This is a genomic window from Haloarcula argentinensis DSM 12282, assembly GCA_000336895.1.
GTDB classification, from domain to species: Archaea; Halobacteriota; Halobacteria; order Halobacteriales; family Haloarculaceae; genus Haloarcula; species Haloarcula argentinensis.
In genome coordinates this window covers 81,775-98,631 of sequence record AOLX01000010.1, presented here as the reverse complement: position 1 = coordinate 98,631, position 16,857 = coordinate 81,775, and the positions used below count along the sequence as shown (strand labels likewise).

Here is a 16,857-nt window from a genome sequence, read left to right as displayed (position 1 = left end):
CTACGTCTCCGTCTCCGTCTTTGTCGGGGTTGTGGTGACCCTTTCTGGCTCACCAGCTAGGGTTCGTTTGCACCCGTTACCGGTGCTGTCAAACCGATCGGTATACTTGATAGGTTGGATGACAGTAACCGGGTCACTCCAGAGGAATCCAACAGTCAATTCCTCCTCTCTTACCGTCGTTTCTTCGACTTTTACACAGTGCGCGCGATCTTTCAGGAGAAAAGTAAATTCGACAATCCCGGTTTCACCCGGCTTTGTTGGTTCAAATGCCTTGCTGTCTTTGTTTTCTCCGTTGAGGATTGTCCGTGTTGCTGCGCCAGTTCGCTGGCCCACATTCCGGACAACCATCCCTAGGCTATCGTCGCGGATCTCTTCATGCTCAGTCCCGGGGACGATTTCCTCAAACTCAAACGTGGTGCCCAGTTCGAGTGGGAGTTTAGTTTCGACGTTGTCACCACGGAGATAGAGCGTGTGCTGGCCCCGAGGCAGCGGTTCGTACGAGTACTCTCCTTCTGTTAGTGAGAGGCGTGTCCGGGTTTCGCCGGAGCTGAAGTAGTCGCTGGAGAACTCCCGTCCGGACTCTGTGATGATGCTAACCGATGACGGCTCGATCTCATCGGTCACAGCCACTTCCAGAGCCAATTGGCGGCCGTTCTCGACAATCTCAATCGATGTTTCTTCGATGTAGCCGGACTGCTCTTCGGGCGGGCCGCCGCCTCCGTCACCTCCGTCACTGCTATCAGACAGCCCGCTACTGCATCCTGCAAGCGTGGCAAGACTCCCGCTGAGGAGTCCCAGTACTGTTCTACGGTCGATACTGCTATTTCGTGGTATATTTTGCTTTGTCATGGATTATACCAACCAACAAATTGGCCTCTCGTCCAGACGTCGTAGCCGTACAACGCCAGCACAGCCGGCAACACCGTCAGGAGCGTCACCACAACGAGGTCGATGAACTCCGATAGGTCTGGAAGATCTACCTCATACGCAACGCGTTCTTGCGTGTCTCGCACCGGGACAGCACGCCCTTGCTCCCACCAGATCTGAGTCGGACGATACGTGACTATCGCCGAGGAGACTTCACCCTGGTCGACGGTGACCGTAATCTCGTCATCGGCAGAGAGCGATCGTTTGACCCGGGACTGTCCCGTTGCGACAGTGACGTTCCCTGCCGCAATCGGGAAGCCAGCCTTCGGTTCGACCCTGACTAGCAGGTCCGTCGAGTTGTCGGTCGAATTGACGACTTCAGAGGTGATGTTGACCTCCCGGATTGGCGTCGGGTTCGTCGAGTCCGTGGGCTGTTCGATGCTGTTCCCGCGAACGAGTCCGCGAATCTCGAAGTTCTCTGTCCTGAGTTGTTCCGCACTCCGAATCGTAAACCGATCCGCAGTCGTGAACGGCGCCGACCGGTTGACCCGAATCTCTGGCGGGAGCGTGGTCCTGTTGGTCGCGTTCGCCGTCGTATTTCCCGTCGCGTTCATCGGATACGTCGCTTCGAGCGACGGGATGAACCGCCAGCCGTCGGAACTCTCGTTTTGGACGCGGTTGACGGTTACTTCTGGACCTTCCGTAGCCCGGACAGCATGGGTTTCAAGCGGTCGTACGGGCGTCGTCGTGTTTGCTGACCAGTTTTTCCAGCCGGGCGATGAACGAGTGTAGAACCGCCACTTGCTCCGAACCTCGTATCCCCCGTCGAACTGGACGCTCTGCCAGCTGCCGGGGATTACAGTCCCGATTCGATAGTCGTCAGTCGTGGCCCCTCTGCCGTTCGGAACGACGCCGGGCTCGACGACCATCTCCCGCTCGGAGAGATTTTCTACCTGGACCGTCCGTGAGTCCGTGACTGTCAGTTCGTACTCGTCAATCTCGTCATCGTCAATCTCCGAGAGATTCGTCGAAATCGTCGTGACCAACTGGAGTTCAGTCGTTCCGTTGATCTCCGTGTAGTTGAGCGTGGGCTGGGCGGCAGTGCTGTTGTCCATTGCAGTGCCGTTGGCATACAGCGTCGTGTTCGTCGACGTGTTCACCACTCGGAAGTCGTCCTCGAAGAACTCCGAGATGTACACCCGGTAGTCGTGGATGGCACGAACGGTTCCGTTCGGACGGACCAGACGCTCCGTGCCAGACTCTCGATGGACAACCGTCGATGGTTCGACGCTAAAGAACGTGACGTAGGCGTCACGAATCCAGAGTCCAGAGCGAGTATCCGTGACGTTCACTGGTTGCGAGGAGTTCTCGATACCAGTCCGGAACGAGTCGTGTTCAGGCCGGTTCCACAGCGTCGTGTTCGATGGCTCGCGAGAGAGCATATCTCCCGTGCAAGAAGGCAGAACAGCCAGCGTGCCGTTCTCGGCCTCGGCCCGGTCAGCCCGTGTGGGGTCTGGATGATCGGGGTCGCCAGACCACAGCGCACGGAAGAACGTGTGGTTGTGGTTGTACGACCGGTTAGGTGGGAGAACACCCGCCGTCGCGTTGTCCCCGACAGAGGCGTTTGCTGGTGGATTCGAGGCATTCTCGTAGCACGAGACTTTCGCGCTGAGGTTCTGCCTTGCTCCGAGTTTGACAGACCTATTCACGCCTGTCTGGTTCGTTGCCGGCTCTCGGTCAACGGACTCGTTGCCCGCGGTTTCGTTGGCTGCCGTTCCGTTGGCCGCTGGGTCACGGGCACTGGACTCGTTTGTTTCAGTGTCGTTCGCTTCCGTTCCCTCTCCGCTGGAGCCATTCGGTGCGGTGGCGTTTTGTTGTAGTACCCCCACGCCACCGTGGCTCGAACCGGTGAGGGTGTGTGCCGTCCCCCGCTCAATCTGGACTGGGTTGCTACCAGCAGACGCAGGCCCCGCAGCTGCGACTGTCAAGAGCAGCGAGCAAAAGGCCGCGATCACCAGCAGTGAGCGGAGTGGTGGCATCGTTTAGAATGGCGTCACGCAGTCCGAGAAGCCGAAGCCAACGTTGTTCCCGAACTTCGTGATAAGCTCTGGAGCCACGATTGCCAGCACAACAACGCCTAGTCCGACGAGCGAGAGGATGAGGTCCCGCCGAGCCTCATTTTGCTGGTTCGGGTTACCCGAAGCCCGCATGTATGAGAGTCCACTGCGGCCGACGAAGACCATCGTCGCCGGCAAGCCAAGGCCAGCCAGTGCCCCAAAGACGACGTTGACGCCGTCTTCGACAGCAGTGCCACAGTATATGTTCCCGACGTCGGTCTGGCCCATCGCAGAGCCAGCAAATAGCGTGAGGATCAACAGCAACTGCGTTGCCGGTCGCACACCGGGCGTGAGCCACGCTTCGGCGAGCCGGCGCTTTGCGTGAGTGTAGAGTGTTGGTTGTGAAGTCGATTCGTTCGATGCGTTAGTTCGTGCTGACATGGATGCCTCTGGTTCTGGTTTCTTGCTTGCCCACCGATTCCCCACCGGTAATCCGCTACCGATTCTATGTTAGATTTCTTATGGTGTTGTTGAATCCTGTCTTGGATTTGTCAGCAGATTATGACAGTGGGATTAACTAAAAACTTGTGAGATGAACAAAATCTATTTCTATATAATACTTTTGTATTATATCGGGCTGCTTGTGCTTATTCCCTCACCTGATTGTTAATGCGTTCTCAGAGTACAACAAGAGAGGTAAATTGGAGTTAATGTGAGATTTCTTATACCATACAAATCTAGACAATATAGACTATATAGTTGGTAACTAAACCGAAAGTAACACCACTTTTCTGATAGGATAGGATATATAAGGAAGATATAGATTTTGTCTTTGGAATGGGTGTAACGAGATCGCACACACCACCGTTTCAGGAATTCTTAGCTGAACACTCAAGAGAAGGAAAAGGAATGGAAGTGGCTAGTGAGCAGTCTGGCGATCTACCACAGAGTCGGAAATAGTGGACACACTGTTCTAACCCCTTTGTGAGAAGTCAGCTCGGAAAACCTTGCATCAGGGCATCCAATGTGGGGGCTGTCCTACGAGAGCGCGAAAATTAGGACTTCACAGGACCTCCCTGTCTTCAGGTAGAGGGTGATATCAATATGAGGACCCACACCACCGTTTCAGCAATTTAGCGAGTGAGATCGTAACGGAGAAAATTTCACACAGGCTGTGGAAGTTGATACAGTATATAAACACAGTTAGATTTGCAGTTTATACTTGAAACTTAGCCAGCTGAGATAGTTTACTACTATACTTACTACTACTAGACGAAAACGTTATAAATAATAATATAGACCGGAGTACTGTCGAACCGCTCCTGAAGATTATCCTTGGCAATAACCCAGTACAGTTCATCAAGATACTACACAGGGATTTGAGCGCGAAATTCATGAAACGGTGGTGTGGGTGTGGTGCCTCTCAGAATTCGGGACGTTACAGACATTGCTGACACTGGGGTTTTATTATGCCCGATAGTATTGGTGACAGATATGACTGACTTCTCGTCCTCATCCAATATTTTCGAACAAGAGGCTGTTCTTCGGGAAGACTATCGTCCAGATGAGCTTCCAGAGCGAACCGACGAGATGGAAGATCTGCATATGTCTCTTGCTCCTGCTGCCCGAGGAGTCGGAGCTAACAATGTATTTTTGCATGGAAAAGCTGGGCAGGGAAAAACAGCCGCTGCAAAGGCCAAACTAGCAGAACTTCAGCATCATGCTGAAAACGAATCTGACCATCTTGACTTAACGACGTGTTATGTCTCCTGTGAGTCCCACGATCTGTCCACCACGTACAAAATGGCTTCTAGGATATACGTAGAACTCACTGGTGAAAGTCGGCCAACGGGACACGCCACGGATGTTGTAATGGACATGATGTTTGACGCTATGAACGACATTGGTGGCACAGTCATCATCGTCCTCGACGAAATAGATACCATCGGTGATGACGATAGAATTCTTTACAGCCTTCCACGAGCTCGCGCCCAAGACTACGTTGAGGACCATGTTTTCCCCAGTATTATTGGTATAAGTAATGACCTCCAGTGGCGAGATAATCTAAGTCCAAAAGTCAAAAGCTCACTCTATGACGACTCTGTCCTCTTTTCTCCATATGACGCGGAACAACTCCAGCAAATTCTCCGTCGCCGTGCTGTCAAAGCATTCCGCGATACAGAATTTATTCCAATTGAGGAGGTCAATGCTGACTCTCATCGCGATGATAACATCGTGACGATAGACAACTCTGATCAAGAGTATCTGTTCAAAACTGGTGTCTTAGATACGGATGTTATTCCACTGATCGCAGCTCTCTCAGCCCAAGACACCGGTGATGCTCGTCAAGCGATTAAATATCTCCGTAAGGCAGGTGAACTGGCCGACAAAAATAACGATTCGACTGTTACTGAGTATCACGTTCGGCAGGCGCAAGCACTCGTTGAACGCGAAGCTGTTGTTGAAGCGATGCGGGAGATGACTACGCAAGCCCACTTGGCGCTTGCTGCTCTCACCACTCTAGAGTTGTCTGACGATACTCCTGTACGTGCAAACCCGACTTACGGAGTATATCAGAATATCGCTGACATCATTGGTGCAGATAAACTCGGCCAACGTCGATTCAAAGATCACCTTCGTGAACTCGATATGCAAGGTATCGCTGATGGTAAAAAAGCTACAGCCGGTTCTATCGGTGGCCCGGCATGGGAGTATCAATTGCAGGTGAATACAGAGATTGCTGTGGAAGTCATCGAAGATACGCCCCGTTTGGAGGAACTTGACTTGGGCACTATCAGTCCAAATCGAGCCAATCGGTAGCCGCTTCTAAGGAAAATCCGAATGACCCCCACCACCGTTTCAGAAATTTCATCCTGGAAGCGGTGGTCGGTGCCACTCGCAAAATATTAACCAACACTTCCCGAGATAGCCGTTCTCGTGTTGGTTAATCTCGGTCTCCCACGGTTACAGATGAGAGCAGTTTGAACTAACCAACAGCGGCCAGCATATTCGCTAAACTGTTGGTTAGCGCTAATTTTGTATCACCCCGACCGGGTGAGGGATTTCCTTCATGGACCCGACCGAAACAGTTCCAGACTACGAGCGCTTCGAGCGTGAACAGATCGCCCAGGACCGCGACCGGCAGCGTCCCGATACTATCGAAATTGACGAGCCACGGGGCCGCGATGTCGTCAACAGTCTGCTTGATGAGGGCGTGGTTGAACCAATTCCAGAACAAGAAGTCTTGCAGCACGTTCCCTCCGGACAGTGCTTCAACTCCGACACGGCGCTAGTGTACTTCCACAAGGGCTGGGTTGCTGGAACCGAGGAGTAGCGCGTCCCGGGGGTGATACCCAATCGGGGATTTCTCCAGCGTATGGACCGCAACAACTGGCCAACGCCCGGCCCAAACGACCCAGTTCCTGCGTGGGATGAGTACCGACAGCTCTGCGAAGCCGTCCACGACTATCTTGACCACGAGCCGGACGATCCAGCATGGGCGGACATTTGGACGGCACTCGGCCCGATTCTGGGCGAGTTTCAGCGGGATGCGTTCGTTCAGGCGTTCGAGCTTGATGAGCCTGCAGAGACAGCCTGCATACGGCGTCTCATCAATCGCCCGTTGAGTGTTAATCCTAACAAATATCTCATATCCGAGCCAGAATATAGAGATTCAGCCCTTCCTAATCGACTCTAACTCAACTGTCTCTTCGGTATTCTTTGCGGAGAATATCGGGCTATTTATTCCCTTCTCATAAGACTTCCTCGCTAATAACTGCTCCTCAAATCGGTCTACCAGTTCCTCAAAACAATCTGCCTCTTCTTGATGTTGGCGGAAATACGATAGAAATAGACTATACCATAACAAGGAAAACGCCGGATTATCTGCCTGCTCAAGAGTCTCACCGCATTCAAGCGCTAAGTCTGTAATCAAACCAGATTCTAAAAAGGCCTCTTTATGAACACTATCAAACATATCCATACCGAATTCCAGAGTCTGCGAACGCATCTCGTACATGTCTAAACTACTCATGACTGCTTTTTCCAACTCGGTCTCCATTGAGTCAAAATACTCCTGAATAATTCCCCCTGCTTGGTCCCCTAACTCACTATCAAGTAGTACCTCTTCGACTTGCTCTTTGAAGTCTTTTAGAACTCCCACAGAGATACCATATCTATCAAAACTCTTGATAGCATGCTGACGGTGCTCCTCACTTCGATATGGCTCCTCCTCGAAAAAGAAACTAAATATATAGATTACTGACTGGCGTAAGTGACTAACTTGTTCGTCAGTTAGGTCAATATCGCTGAAAGGCTCGGACTCCATCGGTAAGTCAGCAACACTGGCGTCTACTTGGACATCTGACAATCCCATTGAATCCTCATTATCAAATTGACTCAACATTAATTCAATCAGCTGAACTAACAGCTCTGCAACCGGCTCATTTTCTGCTTCTTCAAGCAGCCAGTCACTGAATCGCTCTTGTTCTGCTTGGAACAGAGAGATGACATCAGTATTGAACAACGAGAGGCCGGTATGGATAATTACAGGTGCTCTCTCTGGATATGTAAGTCCGAGCCGATCTATTTCTTGCCGATAGTCTTCTGGATTCCCCTCTCCATAGATCCCCTCCAAATGGTGTTTGACGTTGAATGCGTGGGGAAGCAATAGTCTCCAAACGTTATCTGCGTCGTCTTTGAGTATCTCTCGTAGCTTTTTTAGGTGGTAATCAAAAGCTAACCTATGGATTTCTTCGGGGTTTGGATGTTTCTGAAGCAAAAATTCTCGGAAGTGCTCATTTATTTTATATAGCTTGTCGCCTTCATCGGTCCTATTAACTTCTTGGACAATAACACGCTGTTCCAGAGCCCGGAGACTTCGGCTGATCTCTGCTTGGGACTTTCCCTCGAAAATGGCGCTGACTTTCCTTTCCTCTAACTCAGGAAGTGGGGCGATATTTCGGAGGAACTCCTCTGTTTCTAAGGGTAGAGAATTTATGTAACGTTGTTCAATCGTACTGTAGGCTTCTTCGTCCGGTAGCCTGAAGTCTTCTTCAGATTCAGAACTAGCGGTCAACAAGTCGAGATAGAGTGGGTGGCCGTCTACTTTAGAATGGACACTGCGAACAGTTTCCTCTGAGAGAGACCCGAACTCATTCTGAAGAAATCTGCTGGTCTGATTCACAGCAAAGTAGTCGAGATATATTTGTTGCACTTCGGGGATACCTGAAACCGTTATTCGTCCTGCAGTGATTAGGTGAACTTGATCGCCTAGTACGGACGCAACTTCCCCAATGAAATCACAAACTGTCTGGTCGTCGTCAGCGATTTTGTGGATGTCATCTAGACAAATAATCAGTGGCGTCCCAGACCAGTCTGTGGTGAGGTCTTCTACTTTGTGTATATCTCGAACCCGATCGTCAACAGTACCACCTCCACTTACTGGCCCAACGCCGGCAGAAATATTCGTGAGTTAATTAGGCTTGGAATCCCGCTCTGGCGCTTCTCGACGAACGCTATGCAGAATATCACGAGCGATGTTATTGATGTCGTGTTGTCGACGAACTACCTTTTTTACGATAGCGTATTCCGATTCCAGCCGGCTCTGTAGGTGAGACAAAAACTCGGTTTTGCCCATACCGGGCTCCCCCGAAATATGCAAGTCTTTGCCATCTTCTCTAATCTTGCTTTCTGCCCGCTGCAATTTCTCATATCTGACCTCAACCATCTATCCATGTGTTTTGAATTATTGCCATTATACCTACCGACAGCGTAGTGAAAGTGAAAGATACCCAAAAATCGTGCGACGGCCACTGTACTCAGTCAAACAACTCTTCTGTCGTCTCTGCACGCCGTAGCTTCCCAAGCGTAGTATAGCGCAAACTCTGTAGGTATTCCTTGGCATAAGGAATCGGATTCTCCAGCTCATAGAGAGAGTTGGGTTCCAACTGGATCACCTTCTTGTGTCGTTCATTCGGATCACTAAGATCTATGAGCTCTGCAGGATCGTCTTCGAGTTCGCTTCCGAGTGGGGGCTAGAAGTCTCTGTTCTCCCGAAATCGTGGTACAACCTCGGTAGTACCGTCCACGTCGTCTTCTACCCGCCGGAGCGATTCAGAAAGCGGTCCCAACAGCAGTAGTCAATTTTCTGTCCCCCAGTGGAGGTGCGGGGGCGTGCCCGAGAGTGCATCCCGGAAACAGACCAATGTCAACGATACAGTCAGATACTCCAGAGCAGTCTAGTCAGCAGACCACCTACACCTTCGATAACTCGGACTCCCGGGACGAGGAGATGCGCGACAAACTCGATGCGTGGGTCGAGGATCTTGTCGACCTCACGAACGAAGCCCAGGCCAGCGAGCAGTTCCAGCAGTGGCTTGACGTCCAATCGAAGTTCCACGACTATTCGGCCCGGAACACGCTGTTGATCAAACTCCAGTGTCCCGAGGCAACCCGGGTCGCCGGCTACAATACGTGGCAGAATGACTTCGACCGGTACGTCCAGAAAGGCGAGGACGCCATCTGGATCTGGGCTCCGATCATCACGAAGAAATGCCCCGAATGTGGAAACTCGCCGTCGTATCACGAGAACACGGACTGTGAGTACGACGAGACAGACCCCGAGCAGTGGCGACGGGGACTGGTCGGGTTTCGGCCAACGTCGGTGTTCGATATCTCACAGACTGATGGCGAGCCGCTTCCCGAACTGGAGACAGAAGCCCACGGCAACCCGGATGGACTTGTCGAGGACTTGTTGGACGCCACCGACGAGATCGGTGTCGACGCGAGAATCGTCGCTCCCGAAGAATGGAAGCATGGATCTGCACGGGGTGTTTGCGAGCGTCGGAGCGTGACGACCACGAATCCGATGGTGGAAGCGGTTGACCGGGACAACCGGGCCGCTCTTGCGAGTACACTGATCCACGAGTTCGCACACGCCGATCTTCACTTCGATGTTGAGGATGAGGCGGAGCGTTCGAAGCGTGAGGTCGAGGCCGAGGCAGTTGCCTACGTGGTCAGTCGCCACTTTGGGCTGGACCCCGACAACTCGGCGTTCTACCTCGCGGCGTGGGACGGTGACGCACCAGAGACGTTGCGGGACCGGCTGGACCGTATCTCATCGACTGCAGCAGATTTGATCGATGCCGTCGAGGGTGACAGCTGAGAGGGAGCGGTGTCTTTCCAGTCATGCTTGAGAGGAGTGTTTTGTGACTCCCCTGGTGGCCGAGGGAGTCCAAGATGCGTTCAACAGCAGCGTCGGGCGGCAGCCCTGTCGGACAGTTTCTGAGTGTGCTGGCAGATTTGCGTGACCAGATCGGAGGCCCATACTACCTCGGGGATGTAAACGGTCGGCTGGACTGGCCCGACCGAGGAGTGTACTTTTTCTTCTCGCCAGCAAGCGACCTTCGCGCAACGAGGGCGGTCGACTGGCGACTCTCCCGTATCGGCACCGTCGGCGTCAGTGCTGGTTCGTCGAATACGCTCTGGAACCGACTCAGGCAACATCGTGGGAACGTTCGCGGGAAGTACGCCGGCGGTGGCAACCACCGAGGCTCGATTTTCAGGTTGCACGTTGGACGGGCACTGATCGAGAAGCACGGCTGGCACGACGAGTATCCCCACTGGTGCGAGCAAAATCCCGACGCCGAGACGACCGCTGTTCGCGAGCAGGAACACGAACTTGAACAGCGTGTGTCGGAGTATATCCGGGATCTGCCGTTTCTCTGGGTTGACATTCCGGGCGACCCCGGACCCGAGTGTGACAGAGCGGTGATTGAGTCAAATACAATCGCGATGGTATCGCATCATCGTCGTTCCGCAGGACCGTCAGACCTCGATTGGCTTGGATATCACTCGCCGAAATCTGAGGTGTATCAATCTGGGTTGTGGAACGTGCGACACGTCTCTGACGAGTTTGACCCCTCTGTCGTGGACCAGTTGTCGGCGTATATTTCGTCAACAGAAGCGCTGGATCATCAATCGCGAATCTGAGAACGGAAGTGGTTCCGTAGCGAGAACCCAGTCCGCTCAACGACGAGTCCGTAGGCAATCCCAGCTAGTGGCGCGATTACGGGGACCCACCCCGGTACTGACGGCTCCGCCGAGAAGACCTGCCAGAGTGCAGCATACATGCTGACTACGTAGGCGGACGCAACGGCTGTCGAGAGCCGCCATCGGACTCCGGTCACGAGCCCTGCCAGCGGAAGGCCGTAGAACGCTACGTCACTCACAAGCGGGGGCAAGAAAGAGGCGACAGCAATCGCACAGAGATATGCCAGAACCATCGCTGTCCCCCCGATGGACGCGAAGAGCACCCGACTCGATATAGCACGCTCGTCGGCAGTGTCGCCCTGGTCGGACTGTTCATCGCTCCCCTCCGTCGTCGGTCGGTCGGTTGGAGTCCTCGTCGACCGTGGAATATGGTTGACCTCCAAGCGGGAGGACCCTCGGGACTGCCCCGCCTGTTCGGTCACGTCAGTCTCAGTTTCCTCAGTCCTTGGGACGTCACTCTGCAGCGGCAAGACTCTGTGAGTGTCCTCTTCGGAACCGCCGGCAGGCTCTTCTTTGAGCGACTGTGGGAGGTTTAGACGGCCCTCCTGCTTGACAGCGTCTTCGCAGGTAGAGCACACTGTTAGTAGGTTCGTGGTTTTGTTCGTCCCGCCGTTCTCGGCAGGGATTCGTCGCAGGACCTCCAACTCTTCCGAGGGGTACTGCATCTCGCAGTTGGCGCAAGTGTTGTTGTCCAACTGCTTCCGGAAGACGATCCTGTAGGGCCAGTCCGGCGGGTAGTCGCCCCGGTGGCTGTCAGGGTCGTCGTACTGCGATTCGATGCCTTCCTTCATTCTGACAGACACTTCCTCGCGTCTCGGTATTTAAGCCGCGGGGTCGTTTTTTGCCGCGCCTGCCAGCTGGGCGCGCCGGTCGGTGCGCTCGGTGATTTCGATGTCTTCTGAGGCACGACACTCTTGGTCAGCGGCGGCTGTCGGCGATGCACAGCAGGCTGAGTACATTGGCTTCCTCCATCGCGAGCCCTTCGTAATCGATGCTTACCGTCTCGGATTCACCGTCGGTGTTCGCGAGGACTACACCTACCAGTCCTCGCTGCGGAACGTCGAGGTCCCGATTGAGATTCTGGACAACGACTTCCGGAATCCAGATTTGGACCGGTATATCGAGCGCTTCGAGCGGTACGAGCCGTCGGTTGGGATGCTTGGCGACGCATACGACCGGCAAGAAGCCCGTCGGTACAACCAAGCCGGACGGGAGCTGAAACGGAAGTTTCCGGGGACCGAGGTCATCATCGTTCCGAAATGCCACGAAGCAATCGACGTAATCGACGAGGACATGATACTCGGCTACCCGATGGGCTACTCTGACCAGACTGCCGAGGAGTACACGGACATCGTCGATTGGCGGGGGCGGCGCGTGCATCTGCTAGGGGCAAGTCCCACGAAGCAGTATCCAGTAATCGAGGAGCTAACACAGCCGCGTGTGACCGGCGAGGAGCCAGCCGATATCGTCGGCGTCGACTGGAACGGGGTCCACTTAGCGGCACTTCACGGGGAGTATTTCTCACCACACGGCTACGGGAGTGCGGACCATCTCTCGATCCGAGAGACGGTTCGAGAGAGTTTGCGACACATCCGGTCATACTGGAAATCGCGGGGTGTGTGGCCCACTGCAGAGACAGAGCGGAATCCGCTAACAGCGGAACCGATGGACCCCGTCTGGGCTGCTGACGGTTCGAGAGCGACTGTGGACGGCCTTGAGGATGCGATTGTCGTCGAGTACGAGAACGGACAGACACTCGCGTACCGGAGCCAGCACGAGCGAGACAGAGTAGAATACCGGGCCGGACTCACTCCTACTGAGGTTCACGGCTAGAACAGGGACTGCTACTGAGGCTCTTACCGAACCCAGCGGAGCAGTATTATCTGAGATCTGTTATAATCACTGGTGATGAATACAGGGCGCGTATCTCGTAGCGCAGCGTTGTGAGTTGTGAAGTCTACTAGATTACTCGGTCGGGTGCCCATCAGGCGAAGACGATGAGTAGCTGCCGAGTAGTTTGATACCAGCAATAGTAGCGATGAGGCCTCCGAGTACGCCTGAAACGCTGAATACGAGACTCTGCCAAAACAACATCTGAGTATTATTTTGGACATATCCAATATGAGCCAGTGTGAGTACCCCCACTCCGAGCAGAAATACGATGACCAATAGCCACTGACGAATCGAGCCAAGGAGCGCAGTTGTCTCGGAGGACATGACCAGAGATTCCTTCTTTTCCACCATTAGTGTGATGAATACACCCTCTATACCTTGCACGCCATTCTGTACCAATGTCAGGTCTACTATGTCTATTTCGCCAGATTAGGCAAGAGCCATCACTGAGCAGCCGTGTATCTCGTCGAGCCGCAATTTTGTGACTCCCTCTCTAGACGAGGGAGACAGATCATGACAACACAGACAGAGCGGACCCGTGGCCGCTTCGTCCTTGTCGGGTGCAGTGACGCGAAAACCGACGATCCAGCTGAGGCTCGCAACCTCTACACATCGTCATATTTCTCGGTCAAGCGATCGCTTGCTGAGGAGGCCGTCCAGTGGGCTCGAACTGCTGACCGACGAGCGAATACTTGGGGTGTCCTCTCTGCGGAGCACGCGATACTAATGCCTCGGCAGACGGTCGCCCCATACGACACGACCATCGAGGACCTGCGCGGAGAACCCATCGAGGGAGAAGCCAATTATCGGCTGCCGTCAGGGGACCGAGTTGAGAGCCGACTAGATCAGTGGGCGCTCCGTGTCCATTCATCACTGGGCGATTGGCTCCGGCGGCCATACGCTGCCGATCAACAGGAGGCCCCCTGTCGGGAGTTGGTCGTTCTGGCCGGTGGCGACTACATCGACGCGCTGCGCGACCGTGGCATCTTCGAGGGACGACCAACTGCGATTCGGACCGGGCGGGAGACGTACACTGCTCTTCCCCTGAAAGCGACAGTCCGCTTCCCCTTCCAGGAGCGAGACTTCGACGGGATGTTCGACCAAATGGGATGGCTCTCAGACCGCGCCGAGGAACTCTCGTCGGCAGCGGCTCCAGCCCGACGATCAGAACTCTCGGCCTTTGACGGGGGCTTCAAGCGTGACTCTGCTACGTGGCAAACAGAGCACAGTGGCGTCGACGTCGAGGGGACTGAGCAGGCTGGGCTGGATGCATTCGAGAACGTCCCTGAGCGGTTCCTTGCCACGAGACAGACGAGTCTTGCGACCGACGGTGGGGAGGGAGAACAGGATGGATAGCGCGCAAACCAGCGATATCGACTCTCTTAACCAACACTCATCACTTCTGTTGGTTAATACTCTGTGCCAGGCGATTTTGTGTTCCTCTGGCGGGTGAGAGGATGACTGCAACTGACCCGACTCAGACGCAGGACGGACAGCCAGACCAGCAAGCCGGCTTCGACTTCAGCAAGCCCGGACAGGAGCATGAGATCGAGGTGTCGTACTCGTGGGGGTATGTCGATACCATCTACATGGACGACGACGGCGAACTTGTCCGCTCACAGGATACTGACGGCTACTACCGCAACGACGAATCGTTCGAGTGTACCTGCGGGGAGACATTCGGTTGCGAGAGCAAAGCAAAATCCCACATCCGAAGCGAGGGCTTCCGAGGCCCGCCGGTGCCGGTCGCCGGCCATCCAGAAGCATTGCGTTGGGAAAACGAGACGATAACCGACTTCGGGGGGAATGTGGAATTCATTCCAGATGTCGCGAACACGGCTGGCAAAGTTGTCAGCGGGGCTGACTACCTGATCGCTACGGCCCGGACGACACTGACGCCGCCAGCAGACCACGGGTTCGACAGCTGGGAGCCACTGCAATCTGGCCGCCTGGCGAATCATCGTGGCGACCCACTGTTCTCGGCACGGCTCTTGTCGAAGGCCATCGCGACGCTTTCGACCGGCCACCAGTACGTTCCAGACCGATACACCCTCTACTTTCGTGGGCACACAGCACTGTACTTGGAGGGGCCGAGGGGCGGCGTCATCATCGCTGAACGACTCCCCGGCCTCGACTGACGCGGCGATTTTTCGTTCCTCCAGCGAGTGAGAGGATGACAGAACCAACCTCTGAAGTCCGTGATGGATCAGCCACGAACCGCAACGAATCGCCCATCGACGGGCAACCAATTGCAGTCGCCAAGCCTCCCTCGCCGTTTGTCTGGAAGGATGAAGTAGTCTCTGCGTTCGATGGCGCTGTCACCGTTCGTCCGGAGTCTGCTCGCTATTCCATAGCCGGAAAAGTCGTCGACGGTGCGGAGTATCTTGTCGCGACGGCCCGAGAGACGTTTACCCCTCCAACCGACTACCAGTTCCAGTCGTGGGACGTGCTCCAGTCCGGTCGCCTTGCCCTCCGGTCAGGCGAGCCACAGTTCCCGCCAGCGGACGTGAGCCGTGCAGTCGCAACGCTTGCGAAGCATCCTGCGTACCAGCCAGAACGATTCACGATCTTCTACCGCGGGTGTGAACCAGTGTATATCGAAGGCCCAGACGCCGGCATTGTCATCACCCCCTGGTGACTCGATAGCGGTTTTGTGTTCCTCCGGTGGGTGAGAGGATGTCCACGCACTCAGCGTCGACGCGAGCACAGTCATTCCAGCATCGCCCGCCAGCGGAGACAGAGCAGTGTTCCTGTCCGATCCACGCCGATGGAGACCCGTTCACCGCCCCTCTGGGGATTCGGTTTGCCGATCATGTCGGCGTCGAACCAATCGACAGGGACACCGCAGCTGCCGTGTACGAGGCCCACCACTCATATATGGGGTCGCTGCCGTCGGTCAATCTCGCCCATCACGGGCTATACTTCCAAGACTCACTCGTTGGAGCTATCACGTATCGCTACCCACTGATTTCGAAGAAGCGAATCCGATACGGCGTCGACGGCCAGCTCTGTCCCGAGCCAGTCGATATTGAGAGTCTTCCTGCAGAGATTCGAGCGACTGCCCGGCGAGTGCTTCCGTCGACGGACACACCAGTCGTTGACAGCGAGATGATTTCTGGTGACTCGCTCGTTGAGGCTGCACGCATCTGCATGGGCGTTCAGATGCCCAATCTTGCCTCAGCAGCGCTGGCTCGCTCCCAAGAGCGCTTCTTGCAGGCTGACGACCGCGACACTCGCTTCTTGTTGACGTGGGTTCGCTCGGATTATGACGGGGCGATGGTTCGAGCACTGAAAGACAAGGGCTGGACCTGTACAGGCTATCGAGAACCAGGGCAGGCAAGCAACCGCGAGGACAAGCCGATTCGAGAGCGCTACAAATGGCGCTTTCTGTGCCCCGTAGACACTGCGCGCGAACAACCAACACTTGCACGGTGGTTCCGATGAGCGGCGTCCAGCCCGAGGCAACGTCCGAGTACTGTCGATTCTGTGGGGACAGAGCTGACATCTCCGGTGAGGCATTCACATACGTCCGGTGGCCTGACGAAGTGGATCGAGAGGATGGCGTATTCGAGTTCACGATTTGCCGGGAGTGTGCGCTTCAGGACCGCGACAACGTCGAGCAGGCGGCGTCGCTCTTCCACGAGGCAGATCGAGACCATCTTCTCACCTGCGACGTCTGTGGGGCCGTTGGCTGCGAGTCTGCTAGTACTCGTCGTCCAGCAGCGGAGACATATCGACTCGCAAGCGCTATCCCCTGGTCGGTGAGTATCAACGGCTTCGACGGGACGCGACCTCTTGCACTGAGTGCAGTCCCATCGTGCCGGTCGACTGCGTGAAACGTCCCGACCGGACATACGATGAGGAAGTGCCGTGTCTCATCGATCCACCGTTTGACTCAGCTACGAAGACTACGGACGATGCTCCAACAGACAGTGAACAGGTTGAAATTAGCGGATGGATCGGGTAGCCGGCGGCAGTTCTCTGGATC

General features: G+C 54.8%; 15 protein-coding genes and 1 pseudogene. 11 read left to right on the top strand and 5 right to left on the bottom strand.

Annotated elements, in window-relative coordinates; genetic code table 11:
* Genes C443_RS03485 through C443_RS03475 form a run of 3 tightly spaced genes read right to left on the bottom strand, consistent with a single transcriptional unit; the run spans position 1 to position 3,365 of the window.
* Positions 1-849 carry a hypothetical protein gene (locus tag C443_RS03485; protein ID WP_005533891.1) on the bottom strand — a complete coding sequence of 283 codons (849 nt, stop codon included), beginning with the start codon at positions 847-849 and terminating at the stop codon, positions 1-3.
* On the bottom strand, positions 846-2,906 hold the full coding sequence (locus tag C443_RS03480; RefSeq protein WP_005533890.1) for a hypothetical protein: 2,061 nt from the start codon (positions 2,904-2,906) through the stop codon (positions 846-848). Before C443_RS03480 ends, C443_RS03485 begins: the two co-directional genes overlap by 4 nt.
* Before the next feature lie 3 nt (positions 2,907-2,909).
* A complete protein-coding gene (locus C443_RS03475; protein WP_005533889.1) occupies positions 2,910-3,365 on the bottom strand; it encodes a pilin in 456 nt (151 codons plus the stop codon).
* A gap of 1,053 nt (positions 3,366-4,418) precedes the next feature.
* Between C443_RS03475 and C443_RS03470 the strand changes: the two genes are divergently transcribed.
* The 3 genes from C443_RS03470 (at position 4,419) to C443_RS03460 (ending at position 6,621) form a co-directional block, all read left to right on the top strand.
* Positions 4,419-5,744 carry a Cdc6/Cdc18 family protein gene (locus C443_RS03470; protein WP_080505447.1) on the top strand — a complete coding sequence of 442 codons (1,326 nt, stop codon included), beginning with the start codon at positions 4,419-4,421 and terminating at the stop codon, positions 5,742-5,744.
* A gap of 250 nt (positions 5,745-5,994) precedes the next feature.
* Complete coding sequence (locus C443_RS03465) at positions 5,995-6,258, top strand: hypothetical protein (protein ID WP_005533887.1); 264 nt, start codon at positions 5,995-5,997, stop codon at positions 6,256-6,258.
* A 42-nt stretch (positions 6,259-6,300) separates the two neighbouring features.
* Entirely contained in the window at positions 6,301-6,621 is a 321-nt protein-coding gene (locus C443_RS03460; protein ID WP_311241369.1) for a hypothetical protein, read from the top strand.
* Here the strand turns inward: C443_RS03460 and C443_RS03455 are convergent.
* Positions 6,598-8,109, bottom strand: coding sequence for a hypothetical protein (locus C443_RS03455; protein ID WP_152423015.1), 1,512 nt, complete (start codon positions 8,107-8,109; stop codon positions 6,598-6,600). The genes C443_RS03460 and C443_RS03455 overlap by 24 nt on opposite strands.
* A gap of 1,020 nt (positions 8,110-9,129) precedes the next feature.
* On the opposite strand from C443_RS03455, the gene C443_RS03445 reads away from it, so the two are divergent.
* Both C443_RS03445 and C443_RS03440 read left to right on the top strand, forming a co-directional pair.
* The gene (locus tag C443_RS03445; RefSeq protein WP_005533882.1) at positions 9,130-10,089 is read left to right on the top strand and encodes an ArdC-like ssDNA-binding domain-containing protein; all 960 of its coding nucleotides are present in this window, start codon (positions 9,130-9,132) and stop codon (positions 10,087-10,089) included.
* A 74-nt stretch (positions 10,090-10,163) separates the two neighbouring features.
* On the top strand, positions 10,164-10,916 hold the full coding sequence (locus C443_RS03440) for a hypothetical protein (protein WP_005533880.1): 753 nt from the start codon (positions 10,164-10,166) through the stop codon (positions 10,914-10,916).
* Here the strand turns inward: C443_RS03440 and C443_RS03435 are convergent.
* Positions 10,901-11,767: an HNH endonuclease signature motif containing protein gene (locus tag C443_RS03435; protein ID WP_005533878.1), complete on the bottom strand. Its 867-nt coding sequence runs from the start codon at positions 11,765-11,767 to the stop codon at positions 10,901-10,903. The two genes, C443_RS03440 and C443_RS03435, sit on opposite strands and share 16 nt — an antisense overlap.
* A 100-nt stretch (positions 11,768-11,867) precedes the next feature.
* Between C443_RS03435 and C443_RS03430 the strand changes: the two genes are divergently transcribed.
* The 6 genes and pseudogenes from C443_RS03430 to C443_RS03400 all read left to right on the top strand — a co-directional run bounded on the left by C443_RS03430 (position 11,868) and on the right by C443_RS03400 (position 16,836).
* The gene (locus tag C443_RS03430) at positions 11,868-12,809 is read left to right on the top strand and encodes a DUF6610 family protein (protein WP_005533875.1); all 942 of its coding nucleotides are present in this window, start codon (positions 11,868-11,870) and stop codon (positions 12,807-12,809) included.
* A 570-nt stretch (positions 12,810-13,379) separates the two neighbouring features.
* Positions 13,380-14,225: a DUF6884 domain-containing protein gene (locus C443_RS03420; RefSeq protein ID WP_049943887.1), complete on the top strand. Its 846-nt coding sequence runs from the start codon at positions 13,380-13,382 to the stop codon at positions 14,223-14,225.
* Positions 14,226-14,326: 101 nt separating this feature from the next.
* The gene (locus C443_RS03415) at positions 14,327-15,007 is read left to right on the top strand and encodes a hypothetical protein (RefSeq protein ID WP_005533872.1); all 681 of its coding nucleotides are present in this window, start codon (positions 14,327-14,329) and stop codon (positions 15,005-15,007) included.
* A 35-nt stretch (positions 15,008-15,042) separates the two neighbouring features.
* Complete coding sequence (locus C443_RS03410; RefSeq protein WP_005533870.1) at positions 15,043-15,507, top strand: hypothetical protein; 465 nt, start codon at positions 15,043-15,045, stop codon at positions 15,505-15,507.
* Between the two features lie 38 nt (positions 15,508-15,545).
* Positions 15,546-16,313 (top strand): hypothetical protein, encoded by a 768-nt coding sequence (locus C443_RS03405; RefSeq protein ID WP_005533868.1) that lies wholly within the window; start codon positions 15,546-15,548, stop codon positions 16,311-16,313.
* Positions 16,310-16,836: pseudogene (locus C443_RS03400) on the top strand (hypothetical protein). The gene C443_RS03405 and the pseudogene C443_RS03400 overlap by 4 nt, the downstream one beginning before the upstream one ends.
* Positions 16,837-16,857: the final 21 nt, after the last annotated feature.

What these genes read in the sequence shown, in the direction of transcription:
- C443_RS03480 (WP_005533890.1), bottom strand. Translation starts at nt 2,906, where the DNA reads ATGCCACCACTCCGCTCACTGCTGGTGATCGCGGCCTTTTGCTCGCTG.
- C443_RS03465 (WP_005533887.1), top strand. Translation starts at nt 5,995, where the DNA reads ATGGACCCGACCGAAACAGTTCCAGACTACGAGCGCTTCGAGCGTGAA.
- C443_RS03470 (WP_080505447.1), top strand. Translation starts at nt 4,419, where the DNA reads ATGACTGACTTCTCGTCCTCATCCAATATTTTCGAACAAGAGGCTGTT.
- C443_RS03430 (WP_005533875.1), top strand. Translation starts at nt 11,868, where the DNA reads ATGTCTTCTGAGGCACGACACTCTTGGTCAGCGGCGGCTGTCGGCGAT.
- C443_RS03445 (WP_005533882.1), top strand. Translation starts at nt 9,130, where the DNA reads ATGTCAACGATACAGTCAGATACTCCAGAGCAGTCTAGTCAGCAGACC.
- C443_RS03440 (WP_005533880.1), top strand. Translation starts at nt 10,164, where the DNA reads ATGCGTTCAACAGCAGCGTCGGGCGGCAGCCCTGTCGGACAGTTTCTG.
- C443_RS03460 (WP_311241369.1), top strand. Translation starts at nt 6,301, where the DNA reads ATGGACCGCAACAACTGGCCAACGCCCGGCCCAAACGACCCAGTTCCT.
- C443_RS03435 (WP_005533878.1), bottom strand. Translation starts at nt 11,767, where the DNA reads ATGAAGGAAGGCATCGAATCGCAGTACGACGACCCTGACAGCCACCGG.
- C443_RS03475 (WP_005533889.1), bottom strand. Translation starts at nt 3,365, where the DNA reads ATGTCAGCACGAACTAACGCATCGAACGAATCGACTTCACAACCAACA.
- C443_RS03485 (WP_005533891.1), bottom strand. Translation starts at nt 849, where the DNA reads ATGACAAAGCAAAATATACCACGAAATAGCAGTATCGACCGTAGAACA.
- C443_RS03410 (WP_005533870.1), top strand. Translation starts at nt 15,043, where the DNA reads ATGACAGAACCAACCTCTGAAGTCCGTGATGGATCAGCCACGAACCGC.
- C443_RS03405 (WP_005533868.1), top strand. Translation starts at nt 15,546, where the DNA reads ATGTCCACGCACTCAGCGTCGACGCGAGCACAGTCATTCCAGCATCGC.
- C443_RS03415 (WP_005533872.1), top strand. Translation starts at nt 14,327, where the DNA reads ATGACTGCAACTGACCCGACTCAGACGCAGGACGGACAGCCAGACCAG.